The 16035-nt window shown below is 54.1% G+C and carries 17 protein-coding genes; 14 read left to right on the forward strand and 3 right to left on the reverse strand.

Going from position 1 to position 16035, the window contains the following annotated elements; all coding sequences use genetic code 11:
- Positions 1 to 157: 157 nt before the first annotated feature.
- From LLF79_RS04965 to pspF, 3 genes are all read right to left on the reverse strand, one after another.
- Complete coding sequence (locus tag LLF79_RS04965; RefSeq protein ID WP_139963448.1) at positions 158 to 373, reverse strand: hypothetical protein; 216 nt, start codon at positions 371 to 373, stop codon at positions 158 to 160.
- A 91-nt stretch (positions 374 to 464) separates the two neighbouring features.
- Entirely contained in the window at positions 465 to 1346 is an 882-nt protein-coding gene (locus LLF79_RS04970; protein ID WP_227879165.1) for a hypothetical protein, read from the reverse strand.
- Between the two features lie 76 nt (positions 1347 to 1422).
- Positions 1423 to 2400: a phage shock protein operon transcriptional activator gene (pspF, locus tag LLF79_RS04975; protein ID WP_070533063.1), complete on the reverse strand. Its 978-nt coding sequence runs from the start codon at positions 2398 to 2400 to the stop codon at positions 1423 to 1425.
- Between the two features lie 166 nt (positions 2401 to 2566).
- Here pspF and pspA point away from each other — a divergent pair, with 166 nt between their 5' ends.
- From pspA to LLF79_RS05045, 14 genes are all read left to right on the forward strand, one after another.
- A complete protein-coding gene (pspA, locus tag LLF79_RS04980; RefSeq protein ID WP_021240283.1) occupies positions 2567 to 3235 on the forward strand; it encodes a phage shock protein PspA in 669 nt (222 codons plus the stop codon).
- Between the two features lie 49 nt (positions 3236 to 3284).
- Positions 3285 to 3509: an envelope stress response membrane protein PspB gene (gene pspB, locus LLF79_RS04985; protein ID WP_008501236.1), complete on the forward strand. Its 225-nt coding sequence runs from the start codon at positions 3285 to 3287 to the stop codon at positions 3507 to 3509.
- On the forward strand, positions 3509 to 3868 hold the full coding sequence (gene pspC / locus LLF79_RS04990) for an envelope stress response membrane protein PspC (RefSeq protein WP_008501237.1): 360 nt from the start codon (positions 3509 to 3511) through the stop codon (positions 3866 to 3868). The genes pspB and pspC overlap by 1 nt, the downstream gene beginning before the upstream one ends.
- Positions 3869 to 3880: 12 nt before the next feature.
- Complete coding sequence (pspD, locus tag LLF79_RS04995; protein ID WP_227879166.1) at positions 3881 to 4105, forward strand: phage shock protein PspD; 225 nt, start codon at positions 3881 to 3883, stop codon at positions 4103 to 4105.
- Between the two features lie 196 nt (positions 4106 to 4301).
- Entirely contained in the window at positions 4302 to 5999 is a 1698-nt protein-coding gene (locus tag LLF79_RS05000; RefSeq protein WP_255642574.1) for a sugar phosphorylase, read from the forward strand.
- A 14-nt stretch (positions 6000 to 6013) separates the two neighbouring features.
- Positions 6014 to 7306 (forward strand): ABC transporter substrate-binding protein, encoded by a 1293-nt coding sequence (locus LLF79_RS05005; RefSeq protein ID WP_227879167.1) that lies wholly within the window; start codon positions 6014 to 6016, stop codon positions 7304 to 7306.
- 22 nt (positions 7307 to 7328) lie between these two features.
- On the forward strand, positions 7329 to 8210 hold the full coding sequence (locus LLF79_RS05010) for a carbohydrate ABC transporter permease (protein WP_008501242.1): 882 nt from the start codon (positions 7329 to 7331) through the stop codon (positions 8208 to 8210).
- Complete coding sequence (locus LLF79_RS05015) at positions 8197 to 9039, forward strand: carbohydrate ABC transporter permease (protein WP_227879168.1); 843 nt, start codon at positions 8197 to 8199, stop codon at positions 9037 to 9039. The genes LLF79_RS05010 and LLF79_RS05015 overlap by 14 nt, the downstream gene beginning before the upstream one ends.
- 28 nt (positions 9040 to 9067) lie before the next feature.
- Positions 9068 to 10120: a zinc-binding alcohol dehydrogenase gene (locus LLF79_RS05020; protein ID WP_227879169.1), complete on the forward strand. Its 1053-nt coding sequence runs from the start codon at positions 9068 to 9070 to the stop codon at positions 10118 to 10120.
- A gap of 17 nt (positions 10121 to 10137) precedes the next feature.
- Positions 10138 to 10926, forward strand: a complete 789-nt coding sequence (locus LLF79_RS05025; protein WP_021240278.1) for a sugar phosphate isomerase/epimerase — start codon at positions 10138 to 10140, stop codon at positions 10924 to 10926.
- Positions 10927 to 10937: 11 nt separating this feature from the next.
- Entirely contained in the window at positions 10938 to 11996 is a 1059-nt protein-coding gene (locus LLF79_RS05030) for a Gfo/Idh/MocA family protein (RefSeq protein WP_088728495.1), read from the forward strand.
- Positions 11990 to 14275: a glycoside hydrolase family 65 protein gene (locus LLF79_RS05035; RefSeq protein WP_227879170.1), complete on the forward strand. Its 2286-nt coding sequence runs from the start codon at positions 11990 to 11992 to the stop codon at positions 14273 to 14275. Before LLF79_RS05030 ends, LLF79_RS05035 begins: the two co-directional genes overlap by 7 nt.
- The gene (pgmB, locus tag LLF79_RS05040; RefSeq protein ID WP_058653282.1) at positions 14265 to 14930 is read left to right on the forward strand and encodes a beta-phosphoglucomutase; all 666 of its coding nucleotides are present in this window, start codon (positions 14265 to 14267) and stop codon (positions 14928 to 14930) included. The genes LLF79_RS05035 and pgmB overlap by 11 nt, the downstream gene beginning before the upstream one ends.
- A gap of 13 nt (positions 14931 to 14943) precedes the next feature.
- Entirely contained in the window at positions 14944 to 16026 is a 1083-nt protein-coding gene (locus tag LLF79_RS05045; RefSeq protein ID WP_021240476.1) for an ABC transporter ATP-binding protein, read from the forward strand.
- The last annotated feature ends 9 nt before the right edge of the window (positions 16027 to 16035 follow it).

Consider the following 16035-nt stretch of genomic DNA (forward strand, 5'->3'; position numbering starts at 1 on the left):
CATACTTTCTGAAGAAAAATAGCCGGTAAAATGCGGCCGTTTATCACCAGATCTGAGAGCAGATCAAGTACGGGTAAGGCAATGGCATACGAACAGTCTAAATAGCATAGAGTAAAAATGCTCACTTTGTTGTTACGTGCGTACCTGCCACCCTGGTTCATTTTTTCAGCACTTTAATAAGCATCATCAGTACAAACGCTATCATTGCAGATAGGCCAAAATTGATCAGAATTGCTGTGAAATCATAGTTATTCATGGCTTCTTCACCATCGCCTGATATCTGGATATGTTGCATGAAAACATCATTAATCCAGCTGTCCGGGACGAGGATAAAACTGGCAATAAGTAAAACAACGAATATTATGATTTTCATCTCACACCACATTTACTGAAGTCAGGTACACCACGAACATCAATTTCGATTCCAATACCATTTTGGCTACCCTATTTGGCGGGTTGAATGGTCAGTTCCAGTATACATATTTCGTCGTCATCACGGCCTTATGTTTTTCCACATACTGTTTACCCGTCCGATCGGCTGGGACAATCGTGGTATCCATATTGGCGCGTGTGCATTCTCCATGCGAGTTCCACTCCTCACACGTTGTCAGGTTTTTTTCAATGGTGAAATACGTCTGGGTCTTGCTCAGGGACAGATCACGGCCCTCGTTATCGTAGGTATACTCTTCTATGGTTGAGGGGGACTCGGTTTTGATCAGGCGATCATTGTCATCATAGCTGTATACAGTTGTATAGTTATCTATCGCCAAACTTCCTTTGCTTACCACCCTTGCCAGCAACCCTGATGAATTGAATACGTAGTCTATTGCGCCCACTGTGGTTTTATCTTTATCTCCTGGTTTTGTGGCCGCAATAATCGAACGATTAACCACGTGGCTGATAAGTCCATTGTTGTTCAGCTGGTACATCCCCTCCAGCGTCTGCCGATATAATTGTGTGGCCTTCTGACTGTTGTTATCGACTATTACGCCGTTCGCATCCAACTGAATGCGCCAGCCAAATTCCGTTCTGTTTAACTGAATTTCATTGGTAGTCGTGAAAACATTTTTCGGTCCCGGTGAGGTTTTGACCTCTTTAACACTGCTGCCAGTGAGTTCACCGCATTGATCAAAGTTGCTTTGAGCCGATGCGCGGATATACCCATCAGGGCTATCAACAGTGATTTCGACTGACTTAGGGATTTCGGTTCTTGTCTGCTGGTTCAGGAGGATGAGGTTGTTCAATTTGTTTTTAGCGAAAGTTTCCGCTGTGCATTGTGCGGCATAAGTCTGAAATGAGCAGAGGGATAGGAAAGTAATAAGTATGTTTTTATTATTGAATGGCATTGTATGTTGTCCTAAGGAGTGGAGCAGTTATCCAAGCTTGGTTTTGTAAAATGTCTGCTGTTAAATGCTGATATTGTTAGCGCATTTGATGTTTTTTAAGCAATGCCCTTAACTGATGGTAGGTCAAACCCAGCAGTTCAGCCGCCCGTTTCTGGTTGTATTTCGCCATCTTCAGGCTTTGCTCCAGCAGCTGTTTCTCCTGGTCGTGCTGGAACTGGCGCAAATCAAGGGGAAGAGCAGGGGCGTCGCCTGGAGATGCTGGTGCGGGCAAGGGCGGGGCGCTGCGCTGAAAAGGATCGATAATGATGTTGTCCAGCTCCGTCTCGCTGCTGCCGTGGCGATAGACGGAACGCTCCACGACGTTTTTCAGCTCGCGGATATTGCCCGGCCAGTGGTACGCGAGCAGCGTCTCCCGTGCATAATCGCTGAAGCCGGGGAACAGCGGCAGTCCGAGCTCGCGGCACATCTGAATCGCAAACTGGTCTGCCAGCAGCATAATGTCGCTTCTTCGCTCGCGCAGCGGAGGAAGCTGCACGACGTCAAAGGCCAGGCGGTCGAGCAGGTCGGCACGGAATTTATCCTCTGCCACCCTCTCCGGCAGGTTGGCATTCGTGGCGCACACCAGGCGCACGTTCACCTGGAGCGGCTGGCTACCGCCGACGCGCTCCAGCTCGCCGTACTCAATCACGCGCAGCAGTTTCTCCTGCACCAGCATGGGCGCGGTGGCCAGCTCATCAAGAAACAGCGTACCGCCGTCGGCGCGCTCAAAGCGTCCGGGATGGCGTTTCTGGGCGCCGGTAAACGCGCCCGCTTCATGGCCGAAGAGCTCGGTGTCGAGCAGGTTTTCATTCAGCGCCGCGCAGTTAAGGGAAATGAAGGGGCCGTCCCAGCGCCCGGATAAGTAGTGCAGACGGTTGGCGATGAGTTCCTTACCCGTACCGCGCTCGCCGATAATCAGCACCGGTTTATTGAGCGGCGCCAGGCGAGACACCTGTTCCAGCACTTCCAGAAAACTGTTTGCTTCGCCGAGTAAATTGTCTTTGTATCCGGGCATGATGAAATTAACCACTCCTTAGCGATATTCACCAGGTAAGAATAGTTCTTTGCTGCATAAAAATCAATCAGTTCTCGTTAAATCAATAAGATAAAAAATTGGCACGGGAATTGTATTATCCATACAGCAGGGCATTGCCCGATAACAGAACTATGAGGAGTCAATTATGGGTATTTTTTCTCGTTTTGCCGACATCGTGAACGCCAACATCAACTCACTGCTGGAGAAAGCGGAAGATCCGCAGAAGCTGGTGCGTCTGATGATTCAGGAAATGGAAGACACGCTGGTTGAAGTCCGCTCTACCTCCGCCCGCGCGCTGGCTGAGAAAAAACAGCTTACGCGTCGTATTGAACAGGCCACCGCTCAGCTGAATGAATGGCAGGAAAAAGCAGAACTCGCGCTGCGCAAAGACAAAGAGGATCTGGCCCGTGCGGCGCTGATCGAAAAACAGAAGCTGGCAGAGTTGGTTGCGACGCTCGAGCATGAAGTGACCCTGGTGGATGACACGCTCACCCGCATGAAGAAAGAGATTGGCGAGCTGGAAAACAAGCTGAGCGAAACCCGCGCGCGTCAGCAGGCGCTGACCCTGCGTCACCAGGCGGCAAGCTCCTCCCGCGACGTGCGTCGTCAGCTTGACAGCGGTAAGCTGGATGAAGCGATGGCCCGTTTTGAATCGTTTGAGCGTCGTATCGACCAGATGGAAGCGGAAGCCGAAAGCCACGGCATCGGTAAGCAGAAGTCCCTGGATCAACAGTTCGCTGACCTCAAGGCCGATGATGAAATCAGCGAGCAGCTGGCGGCACTGAAAGCCAAAATGAAGCAAGACAACCAATAATAATGCCTGCGGCACCTGAACGTGCCGCATCGTAAGACAAGGAGTACACATGAGCGCGCTTTTTCTGGCTATTCCCCTGACGATTTTCGTGCTGTTCGTTTTGCCGATTTGGTTATGGCTGCACTACAGCAACCGTTCCTCACGGGGCGAACTTTCCCAGAGTGAACAACAGCGTCTGATACAGCTCTCCGATGAGGCGAACAAAATGCGTGAACGCATTCAGGCGCTGGAAGCCATCCTGGATGCTGAACATCCAAACTGGAGGGACCGTTAATGTCTGGACTGAATTTGAACAAAAAGCTGTGGCGAATTCCACAGCAGGGCATGGTGCGCGGCGTCTGCGCCGGGCTGGCTCACTATCTTGACGTCCCGGTTAAGCTGGTACGCGTGGTGACGGTGCTGTCGATCTTCTTCGGTCTGGCATTTATTACCCTGGTTGCGTACATCGTGTTGTCGTTTGTGCTTGACCCGATGCCGGAAGGAGAACTGGCGGCGGAAGGCGCTCCCACCAGCAGCGATCTCCTCAATGCTGTGGATGCGCAACTCGCCGCCGGTGAGAAGCGGTTACGGGAAATGGAACGTTATGTCACATCCGATACCTTTACGCTGAGAAGTCGTTTCCGTCAGCTTTAAGAGAGAAATGAGATGAAACAACGCTGGCAACAGGCCGGTCAGAAGGTAAAACCCGGCCTGAAAATCGCAGGTAAGCTGGTCCTGATGACCGCGTTACGTTACGGTCCGGCTGGGGTAGCGGGGTGGGCGATTAAATCGGTTGCCCGCAAGCCGGTCAGAATGGTACTGGCCGTGGCGCTCGAACCGCTGTTGCAAAAGGTGGCGAAACGGCTGTCACGCCGCTACTTATCACAGTAGTTTCCGCTCGCAGCAGCCCTTTCTCTTCCAGGAGAGGGGCTGGCGATGATGACCCGCACTTCCTCATTTCACCTGCTTTCTTTGCGGCAGCTCACAATATTGCGCTGAGCTGCTTTGCAATCGCATTTTTCTCCTGCCCGGTCCGTTGACAGATATTTTTCATGGGAGTAGATTGCCATTCCGTGGGACCGCTACCATGGAAAATAAAGTGAACGAAAAAATTAAAGCACTCATTAATCTTGTTTATGGAAAAACGTTTTCTGAAGCACATCTTCATATGCTGCTGGAAAATATTGAAAAGGCCGCCTCTGTTATTACGGAAAGGCGTAAAATGGGCTGGGATGAAAAAGATATCGTTCTGATAACCTATGCCGATCAGTTTTCCGCGAAAGGGGGGGAAGCACTCCCTGTTTTTACACGTTTTTATAACAAATGGCTTTCGCATTCTTTTTCTCATGTCCATCTTTTGCCTTTTTATCCGTGGTCTTCGGACGATGGCTTTTCTGTTATTGATTATCATGAAGTTGCGCCTGAAACGGGAACATGGCGAGACGTTGCTGAATTAAAACAGTCAACCAGTTTGATGTTTGATTTCGTCTGCAATCATATGTCGGCCAAAAGTGCCTGGTTTGCTAATTATCTGAAGCAAATGCCGGGATATGATGATTTCTTCATTTCTGTCGATCCTGAGACAGATTTAACCGCGGTGACGCGTCCGCGTGCCTTACCGCTTCTTACGCCTTTCACACTTCATGATGGCAGCGTACGACACCTGTGGACCACCTTCAGTGAAGACCAGATCGATCTCAACTTCGCCTCTCCGCAGGTGCTGATTGCGATGGTCGACGTGCTGCTGCATTACCTTATTGAAGGGGCGCGGTATATTCGACTGGATGCCGTAGGGTTCATGTGGAAAATACCGGGAACGAGCTGCATTCACCTTGAGCAAACCCACCAGCTCATCCAGCTTTTCCGCGCCATTACCGAGGCGGTTGCCCCCGGCACGGTGATTATCACCGAGACGAACGTTCCGCATAAAGATAACGTCTCTTACTTCGGTAACGGCGAAAATGAAGCGCAGATGGTTTATCAGTTCTCGTTGCCTCCGCTGGTGCTGCATGCGGTGCACAGCCAGGATGTCAGCACGCTGAGCCGGTGGGCTGCGTCGCTGGCGTTGCCTTCCACCAAAACCACCTGGTTCAACTTCCTGGCCTCGCATGACGGCATTGGTCTTAACCCATTGCGCGGAATTTTACCGGAGTCGGAGATCCTTTCGCTTGTAGAAAAGCTCCAGACCGAAGGTGCGTTGGTTAACTGGAAAAATAACCCGGATGGCACACGAAGCCCGTATGAAATTAACGTGACCTATCTTGATGCCTTAAGTACGCGAGAAAGTCATGATAGCGAACGCATTGCCCGGTTTATTCTGGCCCATGCTGTCCTGTTAAGCTTCCCCGGTGTGCCTGCGGTTTATATTCAAAGTATTCTCGGCTCCCGTAATGATTATGATGGCGTAGAGCGTCTTGGATATAACCGTGCGATAAATCGTGAGAAATATGCCGCGGGTCAAATTGATTGCGCGCTTGAAGATAAAAATAGTCTCCGTTATCAGGTTTACAGTGCGTTAAGTCAGTTAATCGTATTGCGCCGGGCGGAAAAAGCATTCCATCCTGACAGTGAGGCTTATTTCAGTGCGTCAGGGAAGCATGTTTTAAAAATTGTCCGCGTGGCGGATTGTGGTGAGAAAATAACAGCGTTGTTTAATTTCAGTGATAATTCTCAAACGGTTGAGTCCGATATTCACTCGGGAAGGGAATTGATTAGCGGAAAAGATATTACCGACACGACTCTGATCCTAAATCCATGGCAGGTATTGTGGATTAAAGAAAACTAAAAAGGACCTTAAACATGAAAATACCCAGAATTGTGCTGATATCAGCACTGGTTTCGTGCGCCCTGTTATCAGGCTGTAAGGATGACAAAGCGTCCTCTGTCACCATTGAGTTTATGCACTCGTCGGTAGAGCAGGAGCGTCAGGCCGTTATTACGAAACTGATCGATAAATTCGAGAAAGAGAACCCGGGCATCACGATAAAACAGGTACCGGTAGAAGAGGATGCCTACAACACCAAGGTGATTACGCTGGCGCGAACCGGCGCGCTGCCTGAAGTGATTGAGGTCAGCCATGACTATGCAAAGGTGATGGATAAAGAACAGCTTCTGGATCGTGACGCAATCGCTGAAGCAATTAAGGCGGTGGGGGAAAACACCTTCTATGATGGCATCTTGCGCGTTGTCCGCACGGAAGACGGCGCAGCCTGGACGGGCGTGCCGATCAGCGCCTGGCTCTCCGGCGTGTGGTACCACAAAGATGTGCTGGCCGCGGCGGGCATTGAGGAGCCGCATAACTGGGAACAGCTTCTGCAAGCCAGCCAGCGCCTGAACGACCCGGCTAAAAAACATTACGGCATTGCGTTACCGACTGCGGAAAGCGTGATGACCGAACAGTCGTTCTCTCAGTTTGCCCTTTCCGGTGGCGCGAACGTGTTTGATGCAAAAGGGAATGTCGACATCGATACCCCGGAAATGGCCAAAGCGCTGGCGTTTTATAAAGCGCTGGCTGCGAACACCATGCCGGGTTCGAACGATGTTATGGAGATCAAAGACGCCTTCATGAACGGTTCTGCGCCGATGGCGGTTTACTCCACCTACATCCTGCCCGCCGTCTACAAGGACGGAAACCCTGCCAACCTGGGCTTCGTTGTCCCGACTGAAAACTCATCGGCGGTGTACGGCATGATCACCTCGCTGACGATCACCACCGGACAAACCGAAGAGGAGACCAAAGCGGCCGAGAAGTTTGTTACCTGGATGGAACGGGCTCAAAACGCGACGGACTGGGTCATGATGTCGCCGGGCGCGGCGCTGCCGGTAAACAAAGGGGTGGTGGGCACGGATACCTGGAAAAACAACGACGTGATTAAAGCGTTTGGGCAGTTGCCTTATGAGCTGATTGCACAGTTCCCGAACGTGCAGGTGTTTGGCGCGGTTGGGGATAAAAACTTCACCCGCATGGGCGACGTGACGGGCTCCGGCATTATCAGCTCCATGGTGCATAACGTCACGGTGGGGCAGAAGGACCTTAACACAACGTTAAGCAGCAGCCAGAAGCGACTGACTGATCTCATTACACAACGATAGGAGCGCTCTGCGGAAGGAAATTATGAAGACGTTGTTTTCTGGTCGTTCAGATATGCCTTTCGCCATGCTGCTGTTGGCCCCCAGCCTGATTCTGCTGGGGGGCCTGGTGGCCTGGCCAATGATTTCCAATATTGAAATCAGTTTTTTACGCTTGCCGCTCAATCCGCGCATTAGCGCCGTGTTTGTCGGCCTGGACAATTACATTCGCATCCTCGGCGATGCCGCTTTCTGGCACTCGCTGTGGATGACCTTCTGGTACACCGCGCTGGTGGTGATTGGCAGCACGGTGCTGGGGCTGGCCGTGGCCATCTTCTTTAATCGCGAGTTTCGCCTGCGTAAGACGGCACGTTCACTGGTGATTTTATCCTACGTCACGCCGTCTATTTCGCTGGTGTTTGCCTGGAAATACATGTTCAACAACGGCTACGGCATTGTGAACTATCTGGGCGTAGACCTGTTGCATCTGTATGACCAGGCGCCGCTGTGGTTCGACAACCCGAACAGCAGCTTCGTACTGGTGGTGCTGTTCGCGATCTGGCGTTACTTCCCGTACGCGTTTATCTCGTTCCTGGCGATTTTACAGACCATTGATAAATCCCTGTATGAAGCGGCGGAAATGGACGGCGCGAATGCCTGGCAACGTTTTCGGATCGTCACGCTGCCCGCGATTATGCCGGTGCTGGCCACGGTGGTCACGCTTCGCACCATCTGGATGTTCTACATGTTTGCTGACGTCTACCTGCTGACCACGAAGGTCGATATTCTGGGCGTCTATCTTTACAAAACCGCTTTCGCTTTCAACGACTTGGGTAAAGCAGCGGCCATTTCTGTGGTGCTGTTCGTGATCATCTTCGCTGTGATTCTGCTGACCAGAAAAAGGGTGAACCTCAATGGCAACAAATAAACGCGTACTGAGCCGTATTGGTTTTTATCTCGGGCTGGCGGTATTTCTGATCATCACGCTCTTCCCGTTCTTCGTGATGCTGATGACGTCATTCAAGAGCGCCAAAGAGGCGATCTCGCTCCATCCGACCATTCTGCCGCAGGCGTGGACGCTGCAGCATTACATCGACATCTTTAACCCGCTGATCTTCCCGTTTGTGGATTACTTCCGAAACAGCATGGTGGTGTCGCTGATCTCATCGGTGATTGCCGTGTTTCTCGGTACGCTGGGGGCTTACGCCTTGTCCAAGCTGCGCTTTAAGGGCCGCACGACGATCAACGCGAGTTTTTACACCGTCTACATGTTCTCCGGCATCTTGCTGGTGGTGCCGTTGTTCAAAATCATCACCGCGCTGGGGATCTACGACACCGAACTGGCGCTGATTATCACCATGGTGACGCAGACGTTACCGACGGCGGTGTTCATGCTGCGCAGCTACTTCGACACCATCCCGGACGAAATAGAAGAAGCCGCAATGATGGACGGCCTTAACCGCCTGCAAATCATCTTCCGTATTACCGTTCCGCTGGCGATATCCGGGCTCGTATCGGTGTTTGTCTACTGCTTCATGGTGGCGTGGAACGACTATCTGTTTGCGTCCATTTTCCTGTCCAGCGCCAGCAACTTCACCTTGCCGGTCGGGCTGAACACGCTCTTTAGCACACCCGATTATATCTGGGGTCGCATGATGGCGGCATCGCTGGTGACGGCACTTCCGGTGGTCATTATGTACGCCCTGTCCGAACGTTTTATTAAAAGTGGTTTGACCGCCGGTGGCGTGAAGGGCTGAGGCGGCCAATTTTAACAAGGAGTCAATCATGAAAAAATTAGTTGCGACAGCGCCACGTGTGGCGGCGCTTGTGGAATATGAAGATCGTACTGTGGAAGCACATGAAGTGAAAATTCGTGCCCGCTTTGGTGCCCCGAAGCACGGCACTGAAGTGGTCGATTTCCGCGCCGCAAGCCCGTTTATCGATGAAGAGTTCAACGCGGAGTGGCAGATGTTCACGCCGCGTGAAGAGGGCGCAGCGCGCGGAATCGAGTTCGGTAAGTTCCAGCTGGGTAACATGATTGTTGGCGACATTATTGAATGCGGTGCGGACGTCACGGAATACCAGACTGGCGATCGCGTCTGCTGCTACGGTCCGCTGCAGGAGACGGTTATCGTGAATGCCGTCAACAACTACAAGCTGCGTAAAATGCCGCAGGGCGCCTCGTGGAAGAACGCCGTTTGCTACGATCCGGCACAGTTTGCCATGAGCGGCGTGCGTGATGCCAACGTCCGCGTGGGCGACTTTGTTGTCGTGGTCGGCCTGGGAGCCATTGGACAGATTGCGATTCAGCTGGCGAAAAAAGCGGGCGCGTCAGTTGTTATCGGCGTTGATCCGATCGAACACCGCTGCGAGATCGCCCGTCGTCACGGTGCGGACCACTGCCTGAACCCAATCGGCACAGACGTTGGTCTGGAAATTAAAAAGCTGACCGGAAAGCAGGGCGCAGACGTGATCATCGAGACCAGCGGCTTTGCCGATGCGCTGCAGTCCGCGCTGCGCGGCCTCGCCTACGGCGGCACCATATCCTACGTTGCGTTCGCTAAACCGTTCTCAGCAGGCTTTAACCTGGGGCGTGAAGCGCATTTCAACAACGCGAAGATTGTCTTCTCTCGCGCCTGCAGTGAGCCAAACCCGGATTACCCGCGCTGGAGCCGCAAGCGTATCGAAGAGACCTGCTGGGAACTGCTGATGAACGGTTATCTGAATTGTGAAGATCTGATCGACCCGGTCGTGACCTTCACCACCAGCGCTGAAAGCTACATGAAATATGTGGATCAGCATCCGGAACTGAGCATCAAAATGGGCGTCACTTTTTAAGCTAAGGAAAGCAACTCATGAAAATCGCAACACAAAATCAGGCCTTTTTCCCGTCCAACATCCTGGAAAAATTCGAGTACATCAAGGCGATGGGTTTTGATGGCTATGAGATTGACGGCAAGCTGCTGGTGGAAAATCTCGCCGAGGTGAAAGCGGCGATTAAGGCCACCGGCCTGCCGGTCACGACCGCCTGCGGCGGATACGATGGCTGGATTGGTGACTTTATCGAAGAGCGTCGTCTGAACGGTTTAGCGCAGATTGAACGCATTCTGGAAGCCCTGGCCGAAGTGGGCGGCAAGGGCATTATCGTGCCTGCAGCCTGGGGAATGTTTACCTTCCGTTTGCCGCCGATGACCTCTCCACGCAGCCTGGAAGGCGACCGCAAAGCGGTGAGTGCGTCGCTGCGCTGGCTGGATGAGGTGGCCGCGCGCACCGGAACCACCGTCTACCTGGAGCCGCTGAACCGCTATCAGGATCATATGATCAACACCCTGGCTGACGCACGACGCTATATCGAAGAGAACGGCCTCAAGCACGTGCAGATCATCGGCGATTTCTATCATATGAACATTGAAGAAGATTCGCTGACGGAGGCGCTGCATCAGCACCGCGATCTGCTGGGCCATGTGCACATCGCCGATAATCACCGTTATCAGCCGGGAAGCGGTAGCCTCGATTTTGCCAGCCTGTTCAATCAGCTGCGTGCGGATAATTACCAGGGCTATGTGGTATACGAGTGCCGCGTACGCGCTGAGGACCCCGCTCAGGCTTACCGGGATTCACTCACTTATTTACGCGAATGCTAAGGATGACGAGCGTGATGAGTGCTTCAACAACGTCGCCACTGCGCGTCGCCATCATTGGCGCCGGGCAGGTTGCGGACAAAGTGCATGCCTCGTATTACGCCACGCGCAGTGATGTTCAGATGGTGGCTGTCATGGACAGCCGCCTCGAACAGGCACAGGCTTTTGCGGAGCGTCATGCCATACCGTCGGCGTGGCAGGACGCGTGCGCCATGCTGGAGGCGGTTAAGCCGGACGTGGTGAGCGTTTGTTCGCCAAACCGATTTCATTTTGAGCATGTGATGGCGGCGCTGGAGGCTGGCTGTCATGTGATGTGCGAAAAACCGCCCGCCATGACGCCGCAAGAGGCCGATGAGATGCGGATGGCCGCACGCAAGGCGGGCAAAGTGCTGGCATATGACTTCCATCACCGCTTTGCGCTCGATACGCAGCTGCTGCGCGAGGCCGTGATGAACGGAACGCTGGGCGAAATCTACTTCACCTCGGCGCAGGCGCTGCGGCGCTGCGGCGTGCCGGGCTGGGGCGTCTTCACCAATAAAGCGCTGCAGGGCGGTGGGCCGCTGATTGACATCGGTATTCACATGCTGGATGCCGCGATGTACGTGCTGGGTTTCCCGGCGGTCAAAAGGGTCACGGCGCACGGTTTCCAGAGGCTGGGAACCCGGAAAAGCAGCGGCCAGTTTGGCGAGTGGGATCCTGCTCAGTTTACGGTGGAAGATGCCCTGTTTGGCACCATCGAATTCTGCAACGGCGGCATTTTGCGTCTGGACACCTCGTTTGCGCTGAATATCCGCGAGCAGTCGATCATGAATGTCGCGTTTTGCGGTGAAAAAGCGGGGGCGACGCTTTTCCCGGCACATATTTATCAGGATGACGCCGGGGCGTTACAAACCCTGATTCAGCGTGAAGAGGCTGACGATCAGCGCCATTTACGCAGCATGGAGGCCTTTGTCCGCCACGTGCAGGGAGAGCCCGTAATGATTGCAGATGCTGAACAGGGGCTGGTGATTCAGCAGCTTGTCGCGGCGCTTTATCAGTCGGCAGAAACAGGAGAAAGCGTAACATTATGCTGAGCGTGTCTGTATTAACCGATCCGGGCTTTTGTCCGCACAGTCTGAATAAGTACGCGTCCATTATGGCATGCGGTAACGGCTACATGGGCATTCGCGCTGCGCATGAAGAAGATTACACCCAGCAAACCCGAGGGATGTATCTTGCGGGTTTGTATCACCAGGCGGGACTTAATGAGACCACTGAGCTGATCAATTTGCCCGATATCACCGGTATCGAGGTTGAGCTGGACGGGGTGAATTTTACCCTTCTGTCCGGGGACATTCTTGAGTGGCAGCGCGAGCTGGCGTTTGCCAACGGCGAGCTGCATCGCCGCGTTGTCTGGCGCTCGCCCAACGGAAAGCGCTATCGCCTGGAGAGTCGTCGTTTTGTCTCTCTCGATCAGCTGCCGCTTGTGGCCATGCAGCTTGCGATCACCCCGCTGGATGCAGCCTCGCAGGTGGTGATGAAAACCGGTATTGATGCCACACAAACCAATACCGGCCGTCAGCATCTGGATGAAATTTCTGTCAGGGTATTCGACCAGCACTATATGCAGGGTGTGTATGAAACACAGGACCGGGCCTCTGACGTTGTTATCTCGGCTTTTTGTCAGCTATCAGCAGATAGCGAAAGCTGCTTTACCGCTAAAAATCGTCGGCTCTCTGCTCACTATTCCCTGACGATACCGCAGGGTGACACTGTCACGCTGGATAAGTTGGTCTGGGTGGCCCATCGCAGCGATAAAGCCCTGTCGCAGGAATCTTTCGCGCGCGGCGCGCTGGCGGATCTCAAGGTTTGTGCAGCAAGGGGTTATGCCTCGCTGCTGGAGAGTTCAGCCTGCGCATGGGAAGACGTATGGCGTGACGCCAGGGTGGAAGTGGCTTCTGCATCTCCATCTCCTGACGATCAGATGGCGCTGGACTATGCCGTCTGGCATCTGACCACCATGACGCCAGCCCATGATGAGCGGAGCAGCATTGCCGCTAAGGGCTTGACCGGCGAGGGGTATAAAGGCCATGTCTTCTGGGACACCGAAATATTCATGCTGCCTTTCCATCTTTTCACTCGTCCGCAGGTGGCCCGCAGTCTGCTGCGCTATCGCTGGCTGAACCTGGCCGGGGCCCGGGAAAAAGCCCGCCGCAACGGCTGGCCGGGCGCGCTGTTCCCGTGGGAGAGCGCCGCAAGCGGCAAAGAGGAGACGCCGGAGTTTGCAGCCATCAACATCCGTACGGGCATGCGGCAGAAAGTGGCCTCCGCCCTGGCCGAACACCACATCGTGGCGGACATTGCCTGGGCCGTTGTGGCCTACTGGCAGGCCACGCGTGATGACGCATTTATGCGCAATGAAGGGCTGACCCTGCTGGTAGAGACGGCAACGTTCTGGATGGGCCGCGCTACGGAGATTAACGGGCGCCTGGAAATTCATGATGTGATTGGGCCGGACGAATACACCGAACATGTGAATAACAACGCCTACACCAACTATCTGGCCTGGTACAACGTGGCCAGCGCATGTCGGTTTATGTCGATGTTTGAGCGTGAAGATGCCTGCTTCATGGAGAAGGCGACCACCTTCCTGGCCCGCTTGTGGCTGCCGGAAGCCGACGCCGGGGGAGTTATCCCGCAGGACGATTCGTTCATGGCGAAACCGGCGATCGATTTAAGCCGCTATAAAGCCAAAGCGGGTAAGCAGACCATCCTGCTGGATTACTCTCGCGCGGAAGTTAACGAGATGCAGATCCTCAAGCAGGCTGACGTGGTGATGCTTAACTATCTGTTGCCGGAGAAATTTACCCCCGCCCAGTGCGCGGCCAACCTGGCGTTTTACGAGCCACGTACGATCCATGACTCTTCGCTGAGCAAGGCCATTCACGGCATTGTGGCCGCCCGCTGTGGCGATACGGAAGGGGCCTACGCCTTCTGGCGCGCTGGCGTGGCTATCGATCTGGGCGACGATCCGCACAGCAGCGATGACGGCATTCATGCCGCTGCCACGGGGGCTATCTGGTCCGGCGTTATTCAGGGGTTTGCCGGCATGCAGATTGTTGAGGGCGAGCTGCACCTTGCGCCGAAGCTACCCGCTCGCTGGCGAAAACTTGCCTTCCCGCTGCGCTGGCAGAACGCTCGCCTGCGCTTCACGTTTGAAAATGACGTTTTAACCATCGAGACCACCGCGCCCGTCACGTTAACCCTGTGGGGAAAAACGGTATGCGTATCGGAGCGGCAGGCACTGTCTCGTAGGGAATTTCTTACGTCTTTTAATGGGACCGCTACCACGGAGGCCAGCCATGAAGCCTGAAGCTGTTGTATTCGATCTTGATGGGGTCATCACCGATACGGCGCATCTCCATTTTCTCGCCTGGCGTTCGGTCGCGCAGGAGATCGGCATCACTATCGATGAGGTGTTCAACGAGGAGCTGAAGGGAATTAGCCGCATGGAATCCCTGCAGCGGATCCTGCGACACGGTGGGAAAGAGGGGGCGTTTGACGACAAACAATGCCTGGCGCTGGCGGGGAAGAAAAATGCGCTCTACGTCGCATCGCTGTCGTCGTTGACCGAGGCGTCACTGCTGCCGGGCATCCGGGAGGTGCTGGCGGACATTCGGGCGGCGAAGGTCAAAATTGGGCTCGCCTCCGTTTCCCTCAACGCTCCTGGAATACTGCATGCCCTGGGTATTCATGACGCCTTTGATTTTTGCGCCGATGCCTCCCGTATCGTCTGTTCAAAACCGGACCCGGAGATCTTCCTCGCCGCGTGTGCTGGCCTGAACGTCCGCCCCGAGGCGGCCATTGGGGTCGAAGATGCGCCCGCGGGCGTGGAAGCGATCAACGCGGCGGGCATGCTGTCGGTCGGGATTGGCTCAGGCCTGACCCATGCGGGATTACAGCTTCATTCAACGCAGGAACTGACCTGGAAATGCCTGACCGATTTCTGGGCCTCCCGGGCGTATTGATAAGGAATTAAAAATGGCACAACTGTCACTGAAACATATTCAGAAAATTTACGATAACCAGGTCCACGTGGTGAAGGATTTTAACCTCGAAATCGAGGACAAGGAGTTTATCGTTTTTGTCGGCCCGTCTGGCTGCGGTAAATCGACGACGCTGCGCATGATTGCCGGGCTGGAGGAGATTTCCGCCGGTGAACTGGTGATCGACGGCGTTTGTATGAACGATGTGCCCGCCAAGTCACGCGACATCGCTATGGTGTTCCAGAACTATGCGCTTTACCCGCATATGACGGTCTACGACAACATGGCGTTTGGCCTGAAGATGCAGAAAATCGCTCCGGCGGTTATCGAAGAGCGCGTCAACTGGGCCGCACAGATCCTCGGCTTACGGGAGTACCTCAAGCGTAAACCCGGCGCGCTGTCCGGCGGCCAGCGTCAGCGCGTGGCGTTGGGCAGGGCGATAGTGCGGGAAGCGGGCGTGTTCCTGATGGATGAACCGCTCTCCAACCTCGATGCCAAGCTCCGCGTGCAGATGCGGGCTGAAATCAGCAAGCTTCACCAGAAGCTCAATACCACGATGATTTACGTGACCCACGATCAGACGGAAGCCATGACGATGGCGACCCGCATTGTGATCTTAAAAGACGGCATTATTCAGCAGGTCGGTGCACCGAAGCAGGTATACAACGAGCCGGCAAACATGTTTGTCGCGGGGTTCATTGGCTCGCCAGCCATGAACTTTGTTCGTGGTGCCATCGACGACCGCTATTTCGTCACGGAAACGCTGCGCCTGGCGATCCCGGAAGACAAGCTCGCTGCACTGCAAGCCGCTGGATATCAGCGTAAAGCTGTGGTCTTTGGGATCCGCCCGGAAGATATTCTCACCCAGCAGAGTAGCGGTGAAAATATCGCGGCGAAAGTCAGCGTAGCCGAACTGACCGGTGCGGAGTTCATGCTCTACGCCACCGTTGGCGGCCATGAGCTGGTGGTTCGCGCGGGAGCAGCGAATGATTATGCCGCAGGGGATAATATCGGCATCCAGTTCGATATGAATAAGTGCCATTTCTTCGACGCCGATACCGAAGCGGCTATTAGATAAGAAAGGTGT

Source organism: Enterobacter cloacae complex sp. 2021EL-01169 (genome assembly GCF_020733125.1).
Classification (GTDB): domain Bacteria; phylum Pseudomonadota; class Gammaproteobacteria; order Enterobacterales; family Enterobacteriaceae; genus Enterobacter; species Enterobacter roggenkampii.